The following is a 21,141-nucleotide window of genomic DNA, read 5'->3' on the forward strand; positions in this document are numbered from 1 at the left end:
AGTCCTTAGTCAGTAGTCAGTAGTCAGTAGTCAGTAGTCAGTAGTCAGCAGCTTAATAACTAATAACTAATGACTAATGACTGATGACTATTAATCAGTAGTCCTCAGTCATTAGTCAACAGCTTAATAACTAATGACTAATGACTATTTATTAAACCGAAACTTGTTGCCATTCTAAGCGTTCGAGTGTGCGGGCACGTTCTAGGGCGCGCTCGAACGCTTCTAGTTTCGGTTCGAGGGTGATGGGTTCGCCGATGTAGCCTTGAACTGCTTCTTGCGTTTTCAAACCGTTGCCCGTGATGTAAGCGACGGTGGTTTCATCGGGATTGATTTTACCTGCTTCTACGAGTTTCTTCAAGACTGCGATTGTCGTGCCGCCTGCGGTTTCAGTGAATATGCCTTCGGTTTCTGCTAGCAGTTTCATGCCTTCGATGATTTCGGTGTCGCTGACGGATTCAATGTTGCCGTTGGTTTTGCGAGCGATTTCCAAGGCGTACATACCGTCGGCTGGATTGCCGATCGCGATCGACTTAGCAATTGTATTCGGTTTCACCGGTTTGACGAAATCGCGACCTTCGCGGAAGGCTTGGGCGATTGGGGAACAGCCGTCAGCTTGGGCACCGCTGAATCTGACTTTCTTTTCGTCCACTAAACCGACTTCGATGAATTCATTAAAGCCTTTGTAAATCTTTGTGAACAAAGAGCCGGATGCAAGGGGAGCGACGATGTGATCGGGCAATTGCCAGCCTAGCTGTTCAGCAACTTCGTAGCCGAGGGTTTTTGAGCCTTCGGAATAGTAGGGACGCAAGTTGATATTGACAAATCCCCAGCCATGTGTATTGGCGACTTCGCAACAGAGTCTGTTAACTTGATCGTAGTTGCCGTGAACTGCCATGACAGTTGGATTGTAAATCAGAGTGCCGAGGACTTTGCCTGCTTCTAAGTCGGAGGGGATGAAGACTACGCAGTCGAGTCCGGCGTGGGCGGCGATCGCAGCCGTAGAGTTAGCTAAATTGCCGGTGCTGGCACAGGATACCGTTGTGAAACCCAATTCTCTCGCTCTGCTGAGGGCGACTGACACCACTCTGTCTTTAAAGCTGAGAGTGGGCATATTGACAGCATCATTTTTAATATAAAGATTTTTTAGACCAAGGCGGCGCGCCAAGCGGTGGGATTTTAATAGAGGAGTCATCCCCGTGCCGACATCGATGACGTTATCTGTAGCGACTGGTAAAAATGCGCGGTAGCGCCAGATCGAGTTGGGGCCGGCTTCGATGGTTTGGCGAGTGACGGTGCGGCGGATGGCGTCGTAGTCGTACTTGACTTCAAGCGGGCCAAAACAGCAATCGCAGACGTGCTTGGCTTGGAGTTCGTACTCTTCGCCGCATTCTTTACATTTAAGGGCTGTGAAGGTTGCTGCTGTGGATTGTGTTCTGGTGGCCTGGGTCATAGCTCAACTCTCTAGTTTTGCGATGTTTGTTAATTCTTTTCGCAGAATACCACGCTCAAATTAGTGCGTCAACCATACCCGACTTTTTTAGTCGGGATTGATTTTTCAGTGACTTTTCAGTTAAACAGTGGTGTATTTTACTTTGATATTTGGGCGGGCGAGACGCCCACCCCACAAGGATTTGGCTTTTTTTCTGGATCGGGATCTTAATCCAGATTGTCAGACCCGCACGCGAGACTGAGCGAGCTCAAGGATGATTTGACGACGGAATTGTTACAAAACTTAATAAATCTTTTTTGGGCTAACAATTGGGCCGTCGTGCGATCGAACACAACTACAAAACCTCGAATTTTTGATTAACTGAGATGTGGCACCAATCTCAAGAACAGGCTTTCCGGCCTGTTCCACAATAAAATTCATCTCTTGTGGAACAGGCCGGAAAGCCTGTTCATAAAAAGCTTATTGAGAATGGTGCAACATTTCAGATTAACCAACTTAGCCTACCCGCCGCTGACGGGAGGGATGAGTACAACTTCGTCGCCGTCTTGGAGGATGGTGTCGGGGGAGACGAATTCTAGGTTAAGGCCGAAGCGGGTACGATCGCGCCATTGTTCTAATTGAGGATATTGGGCGATCGAGCTTTCGAGCACATGAGACACTGGGGTTTCGGGAGGAAGTTCTAATGTAAGTTCCGAAACGCCGTAGGCTTCACCGAAGGCGGCGAACAGTTTAACGGTGATGGTAATAGAAGAGTTAGACACGGCTGTTGAGTGCGATCGACGGTTTGGCAATTATCAACTACACCATACAATTAATTAGGAATTAGGCGCGCCGAGGCTTAGAATTGAAAGCGGCAACCTCTAGTTAAGTTTTACCCCATCGGGTAAAGATGATAGTTGATTACAGCAAAAAGTCTTAACAATATTGTATGCCGATCACTCTCACCAACCAGGCGTTAGAAGCAGTTGGCATCCAGTTATATGCAGCTAGCTAAGGTCTAGTTAGCTGCTGTTGAGGCTAATGCGAGAATATTTTTTGAGGATGCGGTATAGATACTTTACGGTAATTGTGGGAGAGTACAAAAAGCTCGCACTACATTTAGCGGGCCACAACGCATACAAAGCCTTGTCAACCCGATTCTCCTGACAAAAAATCAGGTTATCAAGTGCGGCTGGGGATGTTCAAACCTTTACCCTGCTTAGCAAGATAGCCTTTTTATCTAAGAACAATACTGAAGTTAATGCGATAGAGATATATGGCAAATAACGATTTTAAAGTGCTTCAAATTATTGAAGCTAAAGGCTGGTATGCCTTTGGGAGTACGAAGCAAAGCCAGCACGTTGAGAGATGGGTAAGACCTGTCGTGTGTTGGGTTTTAATAGAAGATAAAAAAAAGCGACGGGTTGTGACAGCTACCGCTAGCTATCAGATCCAGATTGATGACAAAGAAGTCGAGTTTTTTGCCCACGAAAGCGAAATTCAAGATCTGGAGAGTCTCCCAAAGTCGGTCTCGGTATCGGAATTTCTGAAAACTGAAGATTGAGATAAGGGCAAAAGGAGATAATTTAACAAGTTATTAATTATTCCTTAGTGATTCCTTAAACTTGCTATCGGATTCTATTGGAATTAGAGGCACAAGCTCTAGATTGGGGATAGGGGGAGATGAGGACAGGGGGAGAATTTATACTTTTGCTTTGCCTTCTGCATCTTGTCTCCAATGCCTTAAGTAACCCAAAAAATAAAGAGGCCGGAAGATTGCTGGCAATGCCAACGCGCTTCCGACCTTGCTGAATAACAGGGTATGCATATGTTTTTAAAGTATGGCAGGCAGGCTTTTGAGATATCAAGAGGACTATTGCAATCACCCACTTTTGCTTTCAGGCTGTGTTTGCAAGGCTCCTATTATTTTAGACTGAGAATTTGAAAATTGAGAGGGGGGAGGCTTACAGGTTAAGGATTCTAGCTATTTATCTGTAGCGGGTGCTACAAAAAATGGTGGCATTGGCGGACGATCGCACCTTCTCCCTAAATGGTGAGCACTCACAGCAAAAAGTTCGATCGGCCGCTGTAACCGCTGCGACTTTAAACCCCAGTAGCGACAGGTTCAGGCTTCTGCTGCCGCATCCGCCGCCCCAGCAGGGCCATCCGCACGCCGCTGGCAGGCCCTAAAGTTACCCCTCGGCGTTTGGCCTGTACGGGCTTTTTCTCGGCCAATACAAGGTCGAAATCGCGCAAAATGGTTGCCAGCACCAGTTTCATCTCCAACTGCGCCAGCGCCAAGCCGATACAGCGGCGACTGCCGCCTCCAAACGGCAAATACTCGTAAGGCGAGAATTGCCTCTCCAAAAACCGTTCCGGTTTAAATTGCAGCGGTTCTGGATACAAATCCTCTCGTCTGTGGGTCAAATAAATCGAGCCGACGACAACCGTGCCCGGTTCGAGTTGATGTCCCATCAGTTCCACGGGCGCGAGCACTTCTCGCGGAAACGTCAGCATTGCCACGGGGTAAATTCGCAGCGTCTCCTGACAAACTGCACTCAGGTAAGGTAAGCGGAAAATCTCCATCGGGTCGGGATTTTTCCCCAAACTGTCCAATTCTTGCAGCAACTTCTGGCGCACCGACGGCAAGTGGTGAATCCAGTAAAATGCCCAAGCTAGGGCCGTTGCTGTGGTTTCGTGGCCTACAAACAGCAGCGTTATCAACTCGTCACGCAATTCTTCATTCGTCATTGGTTGACCGTTTTCGTCGCGCGCGGCCATCATTAAGCTGAGAATGTCGGTGCGGCTGGCGTCTGGTTGCTGTCTGCGTTCTTCAATTTCGGCATAGATGAGTTCCTCAACTTTCCGCTGCCGCTGTTTCATGCGTCCCCAAGGACTCCAAGAACCCCAATCTTGCTGCATCCAGCCGAAAAATAGCATACTCGATCGCAGGGGAGAGTTGGTCATATCAAGGACTGAGGCAAGTAAGGGCCTGAGTGCTTGTAACCGCGGCCCGTCATCCAGACCGAAGACAGCCTGCAAGATTACCCGCATGGTGACTTCCTGCATCGCGCTGCGGGCCACAAAAGGTCGATCGACCGACCACTTGCTGGCAACATCTTGAGCGATATCGCAAATTAGTTGACCGTAATTCCGCATCCGTTCCCCGTGAAAAGGTGGCATCAATAATTGGCGCTCGCGTTTGTGCCTTTCTCCCGATAGCATAATCATAGATTGTTCTCCCAGCAGGGGTTTGAGAATACTATTCAGGCTGCCTGGAGCGTGAAACGCGTTGCTGTTGAGAATCTCTTGGACAGCTTGCGGGTGGTGGATCATCACCAATGGCTCGATGTTGCCCAATTGAGCTGTGAAAATGTCGCCGTATTGCTTGGCACATTTATCCATGAATGTCAGGGGATCGCCGATCCATTGAATTAGCTGCACCAAGGGTGGAGCTGTGGGGCCGTTAGGTAGTGTCATAGGAATTACCTGGGTTTGGGTCACAGAACTTAGCAGCATCAAAAAACTTCACAGGGTTTGAAGGTTTATTCAATCCCTCCCAACCCTTGTTTTTAAGGGGAGAATTGTGTAAGTCCCATCTCCAATAATTTTAATAGCTTATTCTCGAACTGTGCTCAAAATATCCTCTCCAAGCTCTGTAAAACGAACTGTTTTGATTTGCCAAGGAGCATAACTGGTTAAAGTTTGGCGCACGCCCCCGAACAAACCTAACATTTGACAACTGGACAGATTTTGCAATTTCTGCCGTGAACTTCCCGATGCACGAAGATCCACGGTAGCTATTCCGAGGTCGCGATTGATCGTGAGGCGATAACCAGCCAAACCAAGACTATCGAAAATCTGCTGGTTTAACACTTCATTAACTGCCGATGACATTAACTGGCTCTCTGGGCCTGTAACTGTTTCCAGCTTCAGAGTTTGACACAAATTATCTACCTTATAAACCGTAACGGTGACAGTATTTTCTGAGATGGTAGCACTGCCTAAAACTGAGGCAACAGAGTTAGAAGGTTGCGTCAATTGACTCGATCGAGCCTCAATTTGATTTCCCATTAGCTGTAGGTGTTGGAACTGACGGGCGCTTGTTGAGAGTTGGCTCTGGTTTTCGGTTGAGGTAGCTGCATCTGAGCTAGAACAACTGCTACCGCCTATCAAAATCAACCAAACGCCTAAATATCCTAACTGTTTGCAGATACGGTTCATAGTTTTTAATACTCTACTAAACGTCAGTGTATGGAGGGTAAATTTTGGTGGTAGAAAGCACTTAGACCCTGATTACACTCACTTAGAAGTATTTCCCGCAGTACGGAGATGAAAACAAGTTAAGAGTTCTTGTTAATACCTGGATTTTAGTGTTAGATCAGGTAAGAGGGGTTTTACCCCTCGATGGCGTAACCCCGTAGTTTACCTGTCTCAGCAGATCAAGCTCGCGACCCAGCTCGTAAGTGATATCAAATACCTTGTCAGTGGTGTGATGTACCGTTGCAACTCGATCCTTTCCAAGGTCTGAGGTGAAAAGCCTCTTCCGGTTGGTAAAAGCCTGAGTTTGATTAGTAGTAATGAGGACAGAATTGCGACTTGCGCGGGCATTTTAAGCTCGGCTTCGGAGCGCTTTTTTAACAGCGCCGAAATGGCGGTTAGAGGGAACGTGCAAGTCGCGAACAATATCAAAACTTACGCATCAAGAGCAAAAAAACCGGGTTTTTTAACCAGGCATAAGGGCTGCAACGAAGTGTTTTCGTAAAAAAAACTGGTTTCTGGTCAAGTCGCGAATCACATAATTCCTCAGTCAGCGGATCTTTAACGAACAGGCGTGTCAAGGGTGTTATCGCAGCATTCGGTGATTTTTGTGCCGAATCTCATAAAAACACAGTGAAAAAATCATGAAACAGCAATTATTGACAAAAGTTTTTGTGGCAACAGCGCTCGCCCTCAGCGGCCTGACGGTTGCTTCTCAACCGAGTTACGGTCGGCGAGCATCGGGGGAAAGTGGATTTTGGTGCAGTACCTCGACCGGTGCGCCGGTGACGGTGTACCAAAACGCTCAAGGTGCTGTAGAGCCTTGGATTGAGTGGACTTCCGATTATTTCTCCGGTTCTGGCTATGATCCGGCAACTCGGTGTCAATTAGTGAGTCAACGCCTCGAAATCTATCGCCGCCAACGAATGCTTAAGTACATTACTGCGGGCCAAATGAACGGCCAGAACGTCATCTGCACGGCTAATCAAGTTAATGGGCGGTGTCAAAATTTGATTTATACCCTCAGACCCGGCCAAGACCCGATTGGCTCTTTGTATAATTTGTTGGCTTGGCGCCAAGGATATGTCGGGATGCCGTCTTTTGATGAAACCAGTAAAATTCCTTACATTGATGTCAGCGAAAAGCTAGGGGAAAGTATGGATGATGAGGCGCAACTACCCCCTTTTCCCCACCGTTCGGACAGCCTTAAAGATTGGCAAATTTTCCATCCCATCACCAATTCCAAGGATTGATGTGGCAACTTTGGCGGGTCAAACAGCGGTACGCATCCCGACGGGAATGTCTCCTGGTTCTGGGACGATCGTCCGGCAGCAGGGCTAAACCTATAGGGTGCTGACTAACTAGCAGGTTGTGGCGATCGGACTTGTCACCGACGACGGCCTCATCCACCAACCGCTAGGAGTTCCGAGACGGCTGGGCAATACCGATCGGGCGATCTTTCAGTTTCGCAGCGCGATCGAGTATAAAATAGCACCATTGAGCTTTGAGCCAGGAGCGGTGTCTGAGCCAGTGTTGGCAGTAGGCTTTCCTGCGGGTGCTGAGGTTGGGAGTTTCGCTGACCACGAATTTCAAAGGTGGTACCCGCCACGTGATTTATCCGTGGAGTCAATCCCAAATCGAAAATCGAAAATCCTCAAGCCCCCGCATTTATCCGTGGGGTCGCCTCTAAAATCTAAAATCTAAAATCTAAAATCGATTGACGCGGGCTTCGTTTTGGTGCTGCTACCCAAATCTTTGCCTCAAGGTTATAGCTTGGGCTATACAAATGAGGTTAAAATCGGTACGAGTGGCAGCCCGATTTTTAATGCCAAAGGTTTCTTGGTTAAGATTAACGGTAGGGGCAAGTATCGAGATTCAAATTTTGGCGTCTATGAAGAATGAAGATGGAAGTGAACCAACAGCGGAATTATCGGAGAAAAAGGTTAAATCCTGTTGGGGAATTCCGATTAGTATATATTTGCAGTTCGCCTCGTCTCCAGAAAGGGAGTTATCGATGAATGTGTGGAGTTTGCGGTTTGACGCGCTGACAATCATCTTGACAGGTGCATTAACAGTGACGGCGGTTGTCAGCCAACAATATGCTGCCTGTGCCAAAACAGCCGAAGAAATTGCCCAGCTAGCGACTTTGACAACTGTGGAAGTCAACAATACACTGGGTTTTTTTGCTAGTGGATCGGGAGTAATTATTGCCAAACAGGGTAATATTTACACTGTTCTGACAGCTAATCATGTGGTGGCAAGCCTCGCTCAAAAATACAGCATTCGCACTCATTTGGAGAAGGATTATGCTGCGATTAGAATACAGCGCTTACCGAAAAATGACAGGGATATAGACTTGGCTTTGATACAGTTTCAGAGCCGAGAACAGTATCCAGTAGCACCAATGGGCGAGTCAGAACGTGCTGTTGTTGGTTCTGCTATTTATGTTTCTGGGTATCCGCTGCCTATTTCGGGATTTGAACGAAAACTTGAGTTTACTGCTGGTATCATCTCTTCTCGCTTAGGCAGCGCCTCATCAGGGTATCGTCTGCGCTACCAAGCTGTAACCAGGCGCGGGATGAGCGGCGGGCCTGTATTTGATGCTGATGGCAGGGTGGTAGGAATTCACGGCCAGGGGGATACTGTTGGCACAATTAGGAGTCAGTGGAACGGTCAGATTGAGGAGATAAAAACGGGGTTGAACGCGGCAATCCCGATCGATGCTTTTAGGGAGTTGCTATCACAAAATAAGCATAACGGTTTTGATATTCTCAGCAATCTTTCTATCAGCAGCGCCTCGGATCAAAACCAACCGAATCAGGGTTATGGAGGATTTGTCTGCGATACCTCAACGGGCGAGCCGGTGACTGTGTATCAAAATCCGCAAGGTTTCAGGGAGCCTTGGATTCGCTGGAGTTCCAATTTCTTTTCTAGTTCGGGCTACGATCCTCTAACTCGCTGCCAACAAGTCACTCAGCGCCTTGAGAATTATAACCGAAATAAACAGCTAAATTATGTGACTGTGGGTATGGTAAATAACCAGAAAGCGATTTGCACGACTAGCCGTGTTAATGGGCCTTGCGAAGGTTTGATCTACACCCTGCGGCGCGATCAAGATCCGACTCCTGCACTGAGCAGTTTTTTTGTTTGGCTGCGGAATCAAAAGGCTGTGCCTTCTCTTTCTGAAAGCGGTACTGTGCCTTATATAGATGTTAGGGAACGGCTGGAACAATTTTAGATTTGGGGTTTGAGATTTGAGATGGATTAGTAATGCGTAAACACAGAACCCCGACTCATGAAAAAAGTCGGGGTTCTCAAACAACTACTTATTAGCTTAAAAATTGAGATATTTTCCTTATTTATCACTGACATAATAGAACTAATGATTTTTTGGAACACGGAAGCTATAAAATTACTCTTACATTAATCCAATTCCAATTTTTCAGGTATCAAGCATGACAGCAACTACTCCGCAGGCAACGTCAACAACGCCCGCTTTTTGTGAAGGCATTCAATATTTTTCTGAAACAGTCCCTGGTTTTGACACTTATGGGAAAGCACCTGCGATCGCCGAGGGGAGCAAGTCGATCGCAGATCCTGCCGATCCCGTCGCCGTCTTTCAAACGATGCTGGGAGCAGACGCGCTGCGCTACCTGACACTGCAAGTTACCGCTAGCAAGGCATCGGGACATCCGGGGGGTTTTGCTAGCCAAGCTGAGGCTTATGCCGCTTTGGTGATGCTGGGACACAAGAACATTGTCACCGAAGTCGGCCATCACGCGCCAGGATTTTACAGTGCCATGTTTCTCGATCGATCTTTGGAAGATATGGGAATTTTCAACGTGCAGCAAGTGCGCGATAAATTCCGAGAAAAAGACGGTTTGTTAGGACATCTTTCCGGTTTCATTCCCGGCCTTTTAGCACCGGCCGGCCCCCTCGGACAAGGGCAGCATTTCGCAATGGCTGGAGCGCTTTTGCACCGCGAAAAACTGTTTGCTTTCACAATGGGTGACGGCGGCATGGGCGAACCCTATCCAATGAGCAGTATGGCGCATTTCCACACTGCTTATCCCAGCGTTACTAACTTTTTGCCTGTGTTGGTTTGGAACGGATATTCTCAGGAACATCACAGCATGGTTTCGACTAAAACTAATGCTGAAATGATTGCTTATTGGCACGGCAACGGTTTTGAAGAAGTTATCTTAGTTGATGCTAAGGAATTTGACGATAAAAATCAACCGGAAGATTATGTTGACAGCACTGCTTTTTCGCTCGAACAGCGCATGGCATTTACCAAAGCTGTTTTAGAAGGAGTTGACAAAGCGGCAAAATCTGCTCTCGGCGGCAAATTAACTGCGTTTATTATCAAACAGTTGAAAGGTGCCGGTGTCCACGCGCGCGGAGCAAAATCTCACAACCTTTATCCGAAAGATACGCTGGATGCTCCGCACATTATCAGTGCTTTAAAAGAGCGCGCTTTGACTGCTGCTGCTTGGCAATTGGTGCGGACAAATTGCGAGCGTGCGGGCGGCGGCCCGGCGGCGAAAACAGTTGTTACTGAGTTTACATTGCCGCTGGCAGATTTAGGCGAATTACCTTTAGAAGAATTTTCAGTTGGCGGAGAAGCGAAGATTTCGACAACAGCAATGGGACGTTTGGTAGGGAAAGTCGGCGAGCGCGATCGTACTTTTCTTGTCACTAATGCTGACGGCAATGAAGCATCGGCAATTGCCAATATCAACCAAGCTCTCAAAATTATTCACCCAACGACAGATGACCTGTACAATCAATCACCAAACGGTCAAGTTTACGAACCTTTGAGCGAAGATGCTTGCGCCGGTTTAGCTGTAGGTTTATCGCTATTCGGAGCGCGGAGTTTGTGGTGTTCCTACGAATCTTTTGCCATCAATGGTTTACCAATTTGGCAAACTGTAACCCAAGCAATGGCAGAATTGCGCCGTCCAACTCCGGCAACTGTCACCTTATTTACAGCGGGTGCATTGGAACAAGGCCGTAACGGTTGGACGCACCAGCGGCCGGAAATTGAGGCTTATTTTGCGGCGATGATGCGGAACGGAAATGTGTTTCCTTTGTTTCCACCGGATGCTAACAGTATTCAAGCTTGTTACGAGTGGGCTTTGACTGCTAAAAATAAGGGAGTTGTGATTACTGCAAGCAAGTCGCCACTGCCAATTCGCACTACTTTTGAACAGACTCGCCAAGGTTTGCAAGACGGTGCAATAGTTCTGCACGAAGTCGATTCCCCGCAAGCTTCCCACAATCAAGGGGGGAGCAAGAAAGTTGTGTTTGCAGTTGTCGGCGACATGACGTTAATGCCTGTGTTTGAAGCGGCGGCATTTTTGGAAACAGAAGGCATTGGAGTGCGGATTGTTTCTGTTGTGAATCCTCGGCGTTTGTATCGTGCTAGCGATGTTGCTTGGGATACTTGTTCGGAAGCTGACGGCGGCTTTTTGAGCGATGAGAAATTTGCGGAATTGTTTGGCGGAGATGCCTTGATTGGTGTGACAGGCGGTGCTTCTGGGATGTTGGAACCAGTGATGCTCCGCAGCAATTGCAAGCGGGATACTTTTGCTTGGAAGCGGGGGGAAACTACTGCTAGTGCTGGTCAGTTGATGGCGTTTAATGGGTTGACTGCTGAGGCGTTGACTAAAAGGGCAATCGAGCTAGTTCATTAAGTTAGAATGTGAGTGAATGCCCCTGCCTGGTTTGTGCTGGGTAGGGGCTAGTAATATTTAAAATAGGATGGTGATAGCTATGACAGCAAAAATTTTAGAAGAAAGGCGAAGAACATGAAAGCTTTAAAAAAGCGCTCGCTAATATGAAAATTTATAACTTTGATATTAATTTTTTTAGAATCGGAATTATTTCTATCTCTCTTCTCTTAATCTGCGTGAATCTGCGTCAATCCATTGTCATCTGCGGTTAAAAATTTCTCTTTTTTTAACGGCAGATGAGGGCAGATAAACATAGATAAACGCAGATGGATTATATCAAGTCCGGTTGCACGAGCGGTGCTTTTTGGCTGTTGACTATGTTTGACGCCCGACGATGCTACCGGATTTGATATGATACGATTCTAGAGATATTCGTGCAGCTTTAAACTAATGCTGAGGGGATAATTTATTCTGAAGTTTTTCCTGGTTTGCTGTTAAATAAGTTTGATTTGTTGGCTGGGAATGTAGCGAGAGTGCTAGAGGCTGTGCTGCGACGAGACATCAATATTGTGTGAAATATCTGTCTTAATTTTATTGCTTTTTTTCCCCGCAAGCCATTAACCAAAAACTCATCATCGATCGATCGCCCGCCGCAAAAAACTTATCCCGCGAAACCAGATAGCTGGCTATTTCCGACTCTGAAATCAACCCCTGTTTGACCATCTGCAAAATGGGTCCGGAGTCAAGCAAAGGTTGAAATGCCTCAATTCCCATGATATCGCTGTGGCTGACAACCGCTTCTAAATCAACGCTAACAAACCCAGCTTCTTTGAGAATGCGGCACAGATTTCGCGCGACGCATAAATTGCCGCCCCGCGATGCTATCACCTGCTTGAATTTCTCGCGGACAATCTCGACTGACCAAGGTGGATTTGTCAGCCAAAACAGATCCGCATCGCTATCAATAATCACCAGTTTTCCGCCAGGCTTCAAGATGCGGAATATTTCTCTAGCTGCTGCGACGGGCTCTGGGAGGTGAACGAACAGCAAACGGGCGATCGCAAAGTCAAACGTGTTATCATCCAAACCAGTATCCGCCACCGATGCTTGAATGCGATTTAATCGATCGCCCCCTTTGTCCTGCAAGTATTCTACTGCTTTTTCGTGCAGTACCGGGTCAATTTCTACCGCTGTTACCGAACTGTTTGGCAGCAATTCTAACAGTTTTTCGGTGAAAAATCCCGGCCCGCTACCCGCTTCCAAAACATTCATCCCGTCGGCTAAACCGAACCACTTTAAAGTGCGCGCTTCCTTTTCCCAACTGAGGAGAACTTGACCTTTTAACCGCTGAATTTCTGCGTCAAGTTCCAGATTGTACGTGCTTACTTGATACGAACCTTCGGCTGCCATAAAATCATCCTTTTTCCTGCTTCGACACCTAGATTATAATAGAATTGCACTTTAGCGCAATTCTCGTTGCGGACATCCACAACCCCAGTTGGCGGACAGATGCAGGACGGGAGCCACGTAATTCCTCTATTGTAAGAAGATGACAGAGACAATTTTAGATTTGGGATTTTGAATGAGAATTTCAGCGGTTTAAAGCCCCTAGTTTCAACTAGGTCACAAATCGAAAATCGTAAATCCCAAATCTAAAATGGGTGGACGGATTAACTAAACTGACGATGTTGTGTGGCAACTAATCAACTATGCCCCAGACTTTACCTCAACCGCAGAAACGAACATTTTTAGTTGTAGATGACCATGCGATGGTGTTAGGTGGCACGCTTAACATTCTGAAGCAAGAATATCCAGAGGCAGACATTCTGACGGCTCCGACGGCTCAGGCTGCCCTTGAGCAAATAGCGCAGACTACCCCGGATTTGGTGATTGTGGATCTGGTGATGCCAGAGACGATCGGCGAAACGGCGCAAGCAAATTCAGGGCTTCAACTTCTCAAAACGTTGATGGAGAAGTATCCGAGTCTGAATATTGTGGTGCAGAGTGCCCATGTTCGGACTTTAGTTTGGCTGAAACCGTCGATCGACAATCACATGGGCGGCTTCACAGTTGTCGATAAAAGCCAGCCGATGAAAGACTTGCTGGCGATGGTTGATTGGGCGCTGCATGAGCGGATTTATACACCCAGAGAGATCCGCAATGGGCTGCAACTCAAACCCGCCTGGATGCAGGTGTTGCAATTTGCTTTTCACGAGAGCTTACAGGATACTGCGATCGCCAAACGGATGAATGTTTCTGAACGCACTGTGCAGTATTACTGGACTAAGATTCGAGATGTGCTAGAGGTGTATCCTGATGATGATAAGAATCTGCGGATTCAAACGGAAGTGCGAGCTAGGGAAGAAGGATTGATTGATTAGTGATATCAAGTCTGGTTAATTACTTATAAATCTTGTACGGGCATCGGGCATCGGGCATCGGGCATCGGGCATCGGGCATCGGCCAAACAGTCGTACAAAAGTATGATAACTATTCAACCGGACATTATTATGAAGCGCGATCGATGGCAAGCAGTGAAAGCGGGCGTCACGACTTGGGGACGAGGAGCGCTTCCAGGGGTGATGGTGATTGTCGCTGTGATGATGGCTAGATTGAGCGGTGCGCTTCAGTTTTGGGAGTTGGTTGCGTTCGATCGATTTCTGCGTTTGCGTCCTGCTGAGCCAATGGATGAACGGATTGTAATTGTCGGCATCACTGAGGAGGATATTCAACGCGCTAGAACTTATCCGATTCCCGATCGCGATATAGCCCATTTACTCAAACGCTTGCAGGCCTATCAACCGATCGCGATCGGGCTGGATCTTGTCCGCGATATTCCGGTTGAACCGGGTAATGCTGAACTGGCATCGGTGTTTCGCAGCAGCAAGAATACGATCGGAGTGGAGATTGCACTGCCCGATCGCAGTGGCTTTACCGTCGCACCTCCGCCCGCGCTACCACCCGAACAGGTTGGCTTTGCAGATTTCGTACTCGATGCGGATGGCTACCAGCGCCGCAGTTTACTGGGCACTAACAACGATCGACAGGAATACCGTTTTTCCTTCGCGATCCGGCTGGCAGAACTCTATTTAGCAACCCGAGGAATTAAGCTAGGTAATGGAATTCGCGATCGGGAGGCGATGCGCTTTGGCAGCATTGAATTTACCAGAGTGCAGTCAAACTCTGGCGGATATGTGGGGGCGGATGCAGGCGGGAACCAAATTTTACTGAATGTTCGCAGCGGGACAATGCCATTTCGCGTGCTTTCCCTGGAGCAAATCAAGGGGGGACAAGTAGATGCGAACTGGATTCGAGGCAAAATTGTGCTGATTGGGATGATGTCTTTTAGCGCGAAGGATTTGGCAAGTTCGGGTGCGATCGCAGGCATCAATCCCGGACGGATTTACGGAGTCGAAATGCAAGCCCACGAAACGAGCCAGATGATTAGCGCGGTGATCGATCGGCGGCCGTTGCTTCAGGTTTGGGGGGAGGGCTGGGAAACGCTCTGGATTGCGGTCTGGGGACTCTTGGGGATGAGTTTGGGACGATTTGTGCGATCGCCCTGGAAAATTGTGATCGGGCTCTTAATCGCTAGTATTACCCCGATCGCGCTCTGTTACTGGCTCATTCTTTTGGGATGGTGGGTGCCGATCGTGCCTGTGTTGCTCGTACTCGTGTTGAATGGGGCTGGGTTGACGGCAGCGTTATTTTATCGCCACGAACAGGAACTCCGACTGCGGTTGGAGGAACGTCAGTTTGCGATCGAGCAGACCTTTAATGCAATTCACAGTGGCCCGTTACAAACATTGGTTGGAATTTTGAGAACTGCTCAAGAACAAGCCACACCGCCGTTATTTCTACCGGAGTTGCAACGCTTGAATCAAGAATTGCGGGCCGTTTACGGCTCTGTGCAACGAGACGCGATCGCAGATGAACCGCATCTTCGCATGGGAAGTGCGATCGAATTGGCCCTGCAGGCTCCATTGCATGAATTGCTCTACAAAGTCTATTCCAACACGCTCGAACAAGAACTGCCTCACCTCAAAACGATCAAATTCAAAATTGTGCAGTTCGATCCTTTGAACACCTCGCATCTGCGGTTGGAACACAAGCGAGCACTCTGCCGCTTTCTGGAAGAAGCGCTCTGCAATGTGGGGAAACACGCGATCGAAGCCACTCGCTTGACCGTAATTTGCACTCAAGAAGGCGATCAGCAGGTGATTCGGGTGGCGGATAATGGTAGGGGAAAACCGTCTCTGTCAGAAACGCTTAGCTTGGCCCAAATCGAGCGAGAGAGGGAAACAACCGAAGATCCAAACCCTAAACTTCAACCTTCAGGATTAGGAACCCAGCTTGCAAAGAACTTAGCCAAACAGTTAGGCGGAGCATTTCGGCGCTACCCGAATCAACCGAAGGGGACAGTGTGCGAGTTAACCTGGCCAGCGAAACGGCGGTGGTTCTGGTAATTGGTTGGGTTCACGCTTGTTATATCAACCGTCAAGACGGTTAGGGTTCGATCGCCCCTAGCCAAGGGCGGGCACGGGGGCACCGCCCCTACTAAGGCAGGGACAAGAACTTGGTCAAAGTCCCCCTTATTAAGGGGGATTTAGGGGGATCGAGACTCGGCTACCAGCGAGAGATACATAGGGTTTCAGGCTTAAGTTGTCACCAATAGTCCAGGACTATTCCCAATGCCCAATGCCCCATGCCCCATGCCCGATTCCCAATATCTTTGCACCTTCCCGCAAACAACGCTTGCGGGCAGTCCTCTATTGTGTTTGTGTATTGTTGATTACTTTAGAAATAGTTACAGAGGGGATTGCGATGATGACTCACGAGTTGAAGCGTCGAACCATTTACTCTGCGGGCATTGCGAGTTTAATGCTGAGTGTTTCGTTCTGGATCGCTCCTGTAGCGCTGGCACAATACACTCCTCCTGAAAACCCTTCTAAACCGAAAGAAACGGGGACGAATACCACTCGCGGCGGCAGTTGCGAAGCTAATTCATCGGCGAGATTGACTGCCTTAGTGCCGTTTAGCCATGTGGGAGAGACGATTTCTGGGCATCCGACTTTTACCTGGTTTGTACCCGATCGCACTCCTCGTCCGTTGCTATTCCGGCTGTTTACTCGCACGGGACAACTGCTTTACAGAACCGAGATGCAGAGTCAACCAGGAATAATGTCGGTTGCTTTGCCCTCAAATCTGCCCCAACTGTCGATCGGGCAATCCTATCAGTGGCAAGTGGTGTTGGTGTGCGATCCGAATGTTCCTTCGAGGAATGTCGTGGCGGCGGCAGAAATCCAAGTCGTTGGGCCTGCGGCTTCGTTGCAGACTCAACTTGCAGCGGCGCAAACTCCCCAACAGCGGATCGACCTGTATGCGGAGTCTGGGCTGTGGTATGACGCGATCGCGGAAGCGCGCAAAGCCTCTGAGATTTCTCAAAACCAAGCGGCTGTGCTGGAATTGCTAGATTCTCTTGCTAGTTCGGAAGCCGAACCTTTGAAAGATTGGAGCGATCGATTGAAGCAAATTAGGGCGATCGAACAACAGCGCCAAGGACAGCGCTAACCTTCGCAATCTAAAGACTAAATCCTATGAAATCTTTCTCGCTAAAACTGCTTAAATCCAGCAATTGTAAAGTGCGATCGGGCTTCCTCTTTCCCCTCGCCTTTTGCCTGTTGTCTGTTGCTTTTTATATTCCTCCGCACTCCCCACTCCCCGCTGCTGCTCAAACTACCGATGCTCGTAAAAGTGAGGCCGATCGGCTAATGAAGCAGGGGCTTCAACAGTATAAGACTGGTCAATTAAGAGCAGCGCTGAATTCCTGGGAACAGGCACTGGAAATTTATCGCGCCATCAAAAACCGCCAAGGGGAGGGTTGGGCACTGGGCTTTTTGGGATTCGCTTACGACTCTCTAGGCAATAATGCCAAAGCCATTGAGTATAGAGAGCAGAGTTTAGCCATCGCCCGCGAAATTAAAGACCGCCAATTGGAGGGTGCTGCACTGGGCACTTTGGGAGATGCTTACCGCTCTCTGGGCAACTATGCCAAAGTCATTGAGTATTCACAGCAACGTTTAGCCATCACCCGCGAACTTAAAGACCGCCAAGGAGAGGGTGCGGTACTGGGCACTTTGGGAGATGCTTACCGCTCTCTGGGCAACTATGCCAAAGCCATTGAGTATGCACAGCAGAGTTTAGCCATCGCCCGCGAACTTAAAGATCGCAAAGAGGAGAGTGCAGCACTGGGCAATTTGGGATTCGCTTACCTGTCTCTGAACAACTCGGCCAAAGCGATTGAGTATACACAGCAGAGTTTAACCATTGCCCGTGAACTTAAAGACCGCAAAAGGGAAGACTTAGCACTGGACATTTTGGGAATCGCTTACCGCTCTCTGGGCAACTATGCCAAAGTGATTGAGTATGCACAACAAAGTTTAGCCATCGCCCGCGAACTTAAAGACCGTCAAGGGGAAGGTAAAGCACTGGGCATTTTGGGATCTGCTTACCACTTTTTAAACAACCCTGCCAAAGTCATTGAGTATTCACAGCAACTGTTAGCGATCGCCCGCGAACTTAAAGACCGCGAAAGGGAGGGTTGGGCACTAGGCAGTTTGGGAATCGCTTACCACTCTCTGAGCGATTATGCTAAAGCGATTGAGTATGCACAGCAACTGTTAGCGATCGCCCGCGAACTTAATGACCGCAAAGGGGAAGGTGTGGCACTGGGCACTTTGGGAGATGCTTACCGCTCTCTGGGCAACTCGGCCAAAGTCATTGAGTATTTACAGCAACGTTTAGCCATCGCCCGCGAACTTAAAGACCGCCACATTGAACGTTTGGCACTGGCGAATTTGGGAGATGCTTACTACTCTGTGGGCAACTATGCCAAAGCCATTGAATATGGGCAGCAGAGTTTAGCCATCGCACGCGAAATTAAAGACCCCGAAAGTGAAGGTGTGGCACTAGGCAATTTGGGACTCGCTTACCGCTCTGTGGGCAACTATGCCAAAGCCATTGAGTATGGGCAGCAGAGTTTAGCCATAGCACGCGAAATTAAAGACCCCGACAGTGAGGGTGCAGGACTTGCTAATTTGGGACTCGCTTACCGCTTTGTGGGCAACTCTGCCAAAGCCATTGAGTATGGGCAGCAGAGTTTAGCCATCGCACGCGAAATTAAAGACCGCCACATTGAACGTTTGGCACTGGCGAATTTAGGAGGTGCTTACCACTCTCAGGGCAACTATGCCAAAGCCATTGAGTATTCGCAGCAACTGTTAGCCCTAGCACGCCAAATTAAAGACCGCCAGAGCGAGGATTTGGCACTGGGCCTTTTGGGACTCGCTTACCGCTCTCTGGGCAACTATGCCAAAGCCATTGAGTATTTACAGCAACAGTTAGCCGTCGCCCGCGCAATTAAAGACCGCCGAGGTGAAGGTGTGGCACTGCGCCTTTTGGGAATGATTTACAGCTCTGTGGGCAACTCGGCTAAAGCCATTGAGTATGCACAGCAACAGTTAGCCATCGCCCGCGAAATTCAAGACCGCCAGAGGGAGGGTGAAGCATTGGGCAATTTGGCAGATGCTTACAAATCTCTGGGCAACTCGGCCAAAGCCATTGAGTATGCAGAGCAGAGTTTAGCCATCGTCCGCGAAATTCAAGACCGCCGAGGTGAAGGTGTGGCACTGGGCGGTTTGGGACTCATTTACCTTGATCTGGGCAACTATGCTCAAGCCATTGAGTATGCACAGCAGTGGTTAGCCATCGCCCGCGAAATTCAAGACCGCCAGGGGGAGGGTGTGGCACTGGGTAATTTGGCAGATGCTTACTACTTTCTGGGCAACTCGGCCAAAGCCATTGAGTATGGACAGCAGACTTTAGCCATCGCCCGCTCCATTAAAGACCGCAACGGGGAAGGTAGGGTACTCAACCACCTCGGAGTGGCGTTCTTGAAAGCTGGCAACCCAACAGAAGCTGACAAAATGCTCGTGAATGCCATTCAAGTTTGGGAATCGATGCGGCAAATGCTCGGCTCCAACGACGCGAATAAAGTCTCCATCTTTGAAGGACAAGTCAGCACCTATAACTTTCTGCAACAAGTCCGGGTGGCTCAGAATAACCCCAATGCCGCGTTAGAAATTGCCGAACGGGGACGTGCCCGTGCCTTTGTCGATCTCCTGACACAGCGCTTATCCTCTGGTGATGTCAGTTCGCTCATCGCCACTGCTCCCAACCAGGATCAAATCCGCCAAATCGCCAAAGCACAGAACGCCACTTTGGTGCAGTATTCCATCATCTACGAGATGTTTGAGATTCAGGGCAAACAAGTAGGGCGAGAATCTGCGCTCTACATTTGGGTAATTCAACCTACGGGTGAAATTACCTTCCGCCAAGTAGACCTCAAACCCCTCTGGCAAAAACACAACGCCTCTCTAGCCAACTTAATTATTGGCAATCAAGAATTCCTGGCTGTCCGCAGTCGCAGCAGTCTTGGCTCTACCCAACCCCCACCCAACTTACCAACACTGCATCAACTGCTGATTGACCCCATTGAAACGCTTTTGCCAAAAGATCCCAATGCCCGCGTCATTTTCATTCCCCAAGGTTCGCTCTTTCAAGTACCCTTCCCCGCCCTGCAAGATGCCAGCGGCACTTACTTAATCGAAAAACACACGATTCTCACCGCCCCCTCGATTCAAGTATTGGATTTGACTCGACAGCAACGGCAGAAGTTAGCACAGAAGCCAACCAACAGTGGCAGCGCTCTAGTGTTGGGCAATCCCACGATGCCGAGTGTGTCTCTTTCTCTGGGAGAACCCAAACAGCAATTGTCTCCTCTACCTGGGGCTGAAGCTGAAGCTAGAGCGATCGCGCCTCTACTCAAAACTCAAGCCATCACAGGCGCACAAGGGACAAAAGCTGCGATCGTCCAAAAAATGCCGCAAGCATCGATTATTCACTTAGCAACGCATGGATTGCTCGATGATGTGCGCGGATTGGGAAGTGCGATCGCTATGGCTCCTTCTGGCAGCGATGACGGCTTATTGACCGCAGAAGAGATTTTCGATATGAAACTGCAAGCAAGCTTAGTCGTTTTGAGTGCTTGCAACACTGGAGAAGGCAGGATTACCGGGGATGGGGTGATTGGCTTGTCGCGCGCTTTGATTTCGGCAGGAGTGCCGAGTGTGATTGTTTCTTTATGGGCGGTTCCTGATGCGCCGACATCGGAATTGATGCAGGCATTTTATCAAAACTTGCAAAATAATCCCGACAAAGCACAGGCATTGCGGCAGGCAATGTTAACTACGATGAAAACTCATCCCCAGCCGCGAAATTGGGCGGCATTTACTTTAATTGGGGAGGCAGAGTAAGTTTTTATTAATAGCGAATTGGCTCAATGTTTTTCTCCTAAATTTTATCCTAAGTTATATCAATTCCGGTTGTACCGGAATGATAGAGCAGACGGCAGTGCCGTTTCCCTACCCAAAATAACATTGTAGGGAAACGGCACTGCCGTCTCCTTTTCGGATACTAATAATTCCGATGCAATCGGAAACGATCTTTATTCTTTAGTCGGCGCAGGCCGACTTTGTTTTTGTAGACGCGGTTTCAACCGCCGAGTTATCTCAATCTCTGATGGAAGTGAACCATCTACTCTACATATTCACATACTTTGCACTTTTCCGCAATCTATTTTGCACCCCATACTTAATCAAGTCTGTGGGTAGAACGAATGATTTTCCCATCTGCGTTGCTTAAGATTTAAGTCAAGTA

At 48.5% G+C, this 21,141-nt stretch carries 16 protein-coding genes; 9 read left to right on the top strand and 7 right to left on the bottom strand.

Annotated features, from left to right (window positions below; all coding sequences use genetic code 11):
- Window positions 1-151: 151 nt before the first annotated feature.
- Window positions 152-1,450, bottom strand: a complete 1,299-nt coding sequence (thrC, locus tag QT979_RS03520) for a threonine synthase (RefSeq protein ID WP_333041631.1) — start codon at window positions 1,448-1,450, stop codon at window positions 152-154.
- 500 nt (window positions 1,451-1,950) lie between these two features.
- Window positions 1,951-2,211 (bottom strand): MoaD/ThiS family protein, encoded by a 261-nt coding sequence (locus QT979_RS03525; RefSeq protein WP_333213508.1) that lies wholly within the window; start codon window positions 2,209-2,211, stop codon window positions 1,951-1,953.
- Window positions 2,212-2,705: 494 nt separating this feature from the next.
- On the opposite strand from QT979_RS03525, the gene QT979_RS03530 reads away from it, so the two are divergent.
- Window positions 2,706-2,993, top strand: coding sequence for a hypothetical protein (locus tag QT979_RS03530; RefSeq protein ID WP_006632921.1), 288 nt, complete (start codon window positions 2,706-2,708; stop codon window positions 2,991-2,993).
- A gap of 539 nt (window positions 2,994-3,532) precedes the next feature.
- Here the strand turns inward: QT979_RS03530 and QT979_RS03535 are convergent.
- Together QT979_RS03535 and QT979_RS03540 are read right to left on the bottom strand one after the other, a co-directional pair.
- Window positions 3,533-4,909: a cytochrome P450 gene (locus QT979_RS03535; RefSeq protein WP_333308181.1), complete on the bottom strand. Its 1,377-nt coding sequence runs from the start codon at window positions 4,907-4,909 to the stop codon at window positions 3,533-3,535.
- Window positions 4,910-5,047: 138 nt separating this feature from the next.
- Window positions 5,048-5,653: a hypothetical protein gene (locus tag QT979_RS03540; RefSeq protein ID WP_333212932.1), complete on the bottom strand. Its 606-nt coding sequence runs from the start codon at window positions 5,651-5,653 to the stop codon at window positions 5,048-5,050.
- Between the two features lie 680 nt (window positions 5,654-6,333).
- Between QT979_RS03540 and QT979_RS03545 the strand changes: the two genes are divergently transcribed.
- Window positions 6,334-6,942, top strand: coding sequence for a COP23 domain-containing protein (locus QT979_RS03545; protein WP_333308182.1), 609 nt, complete (start codon window positions 6,334-6,336; stop codon window positions 6,940-6,942).
- Here QT979_RS03545 and QT979_RS03550 read toward each other — a convergent pair.
- Together QT979_RS03550 and QT979_RS03555 are read right to left on the bottom strand one after the other, a co-directional pair.
- Complete coding sequence (locus QT979_RS03550; protein WP_333308184.1) at window positions 6,923-7,102, bottom strand: hypothetical protein; 180 nt, start codon at window positions 7,100-7,102, stop codon at window positions 6,923-6,925. The genes QT979_RS03545 and QT979_RS03550 overlap by 20 nt on opposite strands.
- The gene (locus QT979_RS03555) at window positions 7,092-7,298 is read right to left on the bottom strand and encodes a hypothetical protein (protein ID WP_333308186.1); all 207 of its coding nucleotides are present in this window, start codon (window positions 7,296-7,298) and stop codon (window positions 7,092-7,094) included. Before QT979_RS03555 ends, QT979_RS03550 begins: the two co-directional genes overlap by 11 nt.
- Window positions 7,299-7,426: 128 nt before the next feature.
- On the opposite strand from QT979_RS03555, the gene QT979_RS03560 reads away from it, so the two are divergent.
- From QT979_RS03560 to QT979_RS03570, 3 genes are all read left to right on the top strand, one after another.
- The gene (locus QT979_RS03560) at window positions 7,427-7,591 is read left to right on the top strand and encodes a hypothetical protein (protein WP_333212935.1); all 165 of its coding nucleotides are present in this window, start codon (window positions 7,427-7,429) and stop codon (window positions 7,589-7,591) included.
- Window positions 7,581-8,927 (top strand): COP23 domain-containing protein, encoded by a 1,347-nt coding sequence (locus QT979_RS03565; RefSeq protein ID WP_333212936.1) that lies wholly within the window; start codon window positions 7,581-7,583, stop codon window positions 8,925-8,927. Before QT979_RS03560 ends, QT979_RS03565 begins: the two co-directional genes overlap by 11 nt.
- Window positions 8,928-9,144: 217 nt before the next feature.
- Complete coding sequence (locus QT979_RS03570) at window positions 9,145-11,385, top strand: phosphoketolase (RefSeq protein WP_333308188.1); 2,241 nt, start codon at window positions 9,145-9,147, stop codon at window positions 11,383-11,385.
- A gap of 570 nt (window positions 11,386-11,955) precedes the next feature.
- On the opposite strand, the gene QT979_RS03575 is transcribed toward QT979_RS03570, so the two are convergent.
- Entirely contained in the window at window positions 11,956-12,774 is an 819-nt protein-coding gene (locus tag QT979_RS03575) for a methyltransferase domain-containing protein (protein ID WP_333212938.1), read from the bottom strand.
- 299 nt (window positions 12,775-13,073) lie between these two features.
- On the opposite strand from QT979_RS03575, the gene QT979_RS03580 reads away from it, so the two are divergent.
- From QT979_RS03580 to QT979_RS03595, 4 genes are all read left to right on the top strand, one after another.
- On the top strand, window positions 13,074-13,745 hold the full coding sequence (locus QT979_RS03580; protein WP_333212939.1) for a response regulator transcription factor: 672 nt from the start codon (window positions 13,074-13,076) through the stop codon (window positions 13,743-13,745).
- A 102-nt stretch (window positions 13,746-13,847) separates the two neighbouring features.
- Window positions 13,848-15,830, top strand: a complete 1,983-nt coding sequence (locus QT979_RS03585; RefSeq protein WP_333308191.1) for a CHASE2 domain-containing protein — start codon at window positions 13,848-13,850, stop codon at window positions 15,828-15,830.
- 232 nt (window positions 15,831-16,062) lie between these two features.
- The gene (locus QT979_RS03590; protein ID WP_333212941.1) at window positions 16,063-16,935 is read left to right on the top strand and encodes a DUF928 domain-containing protein; all 873 of its coding nucleotides are present in this window, start codon (window positions 16,063-16,065) and stop codon (window positions 16,933-16,935) included.
- A 26-nt stretch (window positions 16,936-16,961) separates the two neighbouring features.
- On the top strand, window positions 16,962-20,738 hold the full coding sequence (locus tag QT979_RS03595) for a tetratricopeptide repeat protein (RefSeq protein ID WP_333308193.1): 3,777 nt from the start codon (window positions 16,962-16,964) through the stop codon (window positions 20,736-20,738).
- Window positions 20,739-21,141: the final 403 nt, after the last annotated feature.

The sequence above is a fragment of the Microcoleus sp. w2-18bC1 genome (assembly GCF_036700365.1).
Taxonomy (GTDB): Bacteria; Cyanobacteriota; Cyanobacteriia; order Cyanobacteriales; family Microcoleaceae; genus Microcoleus.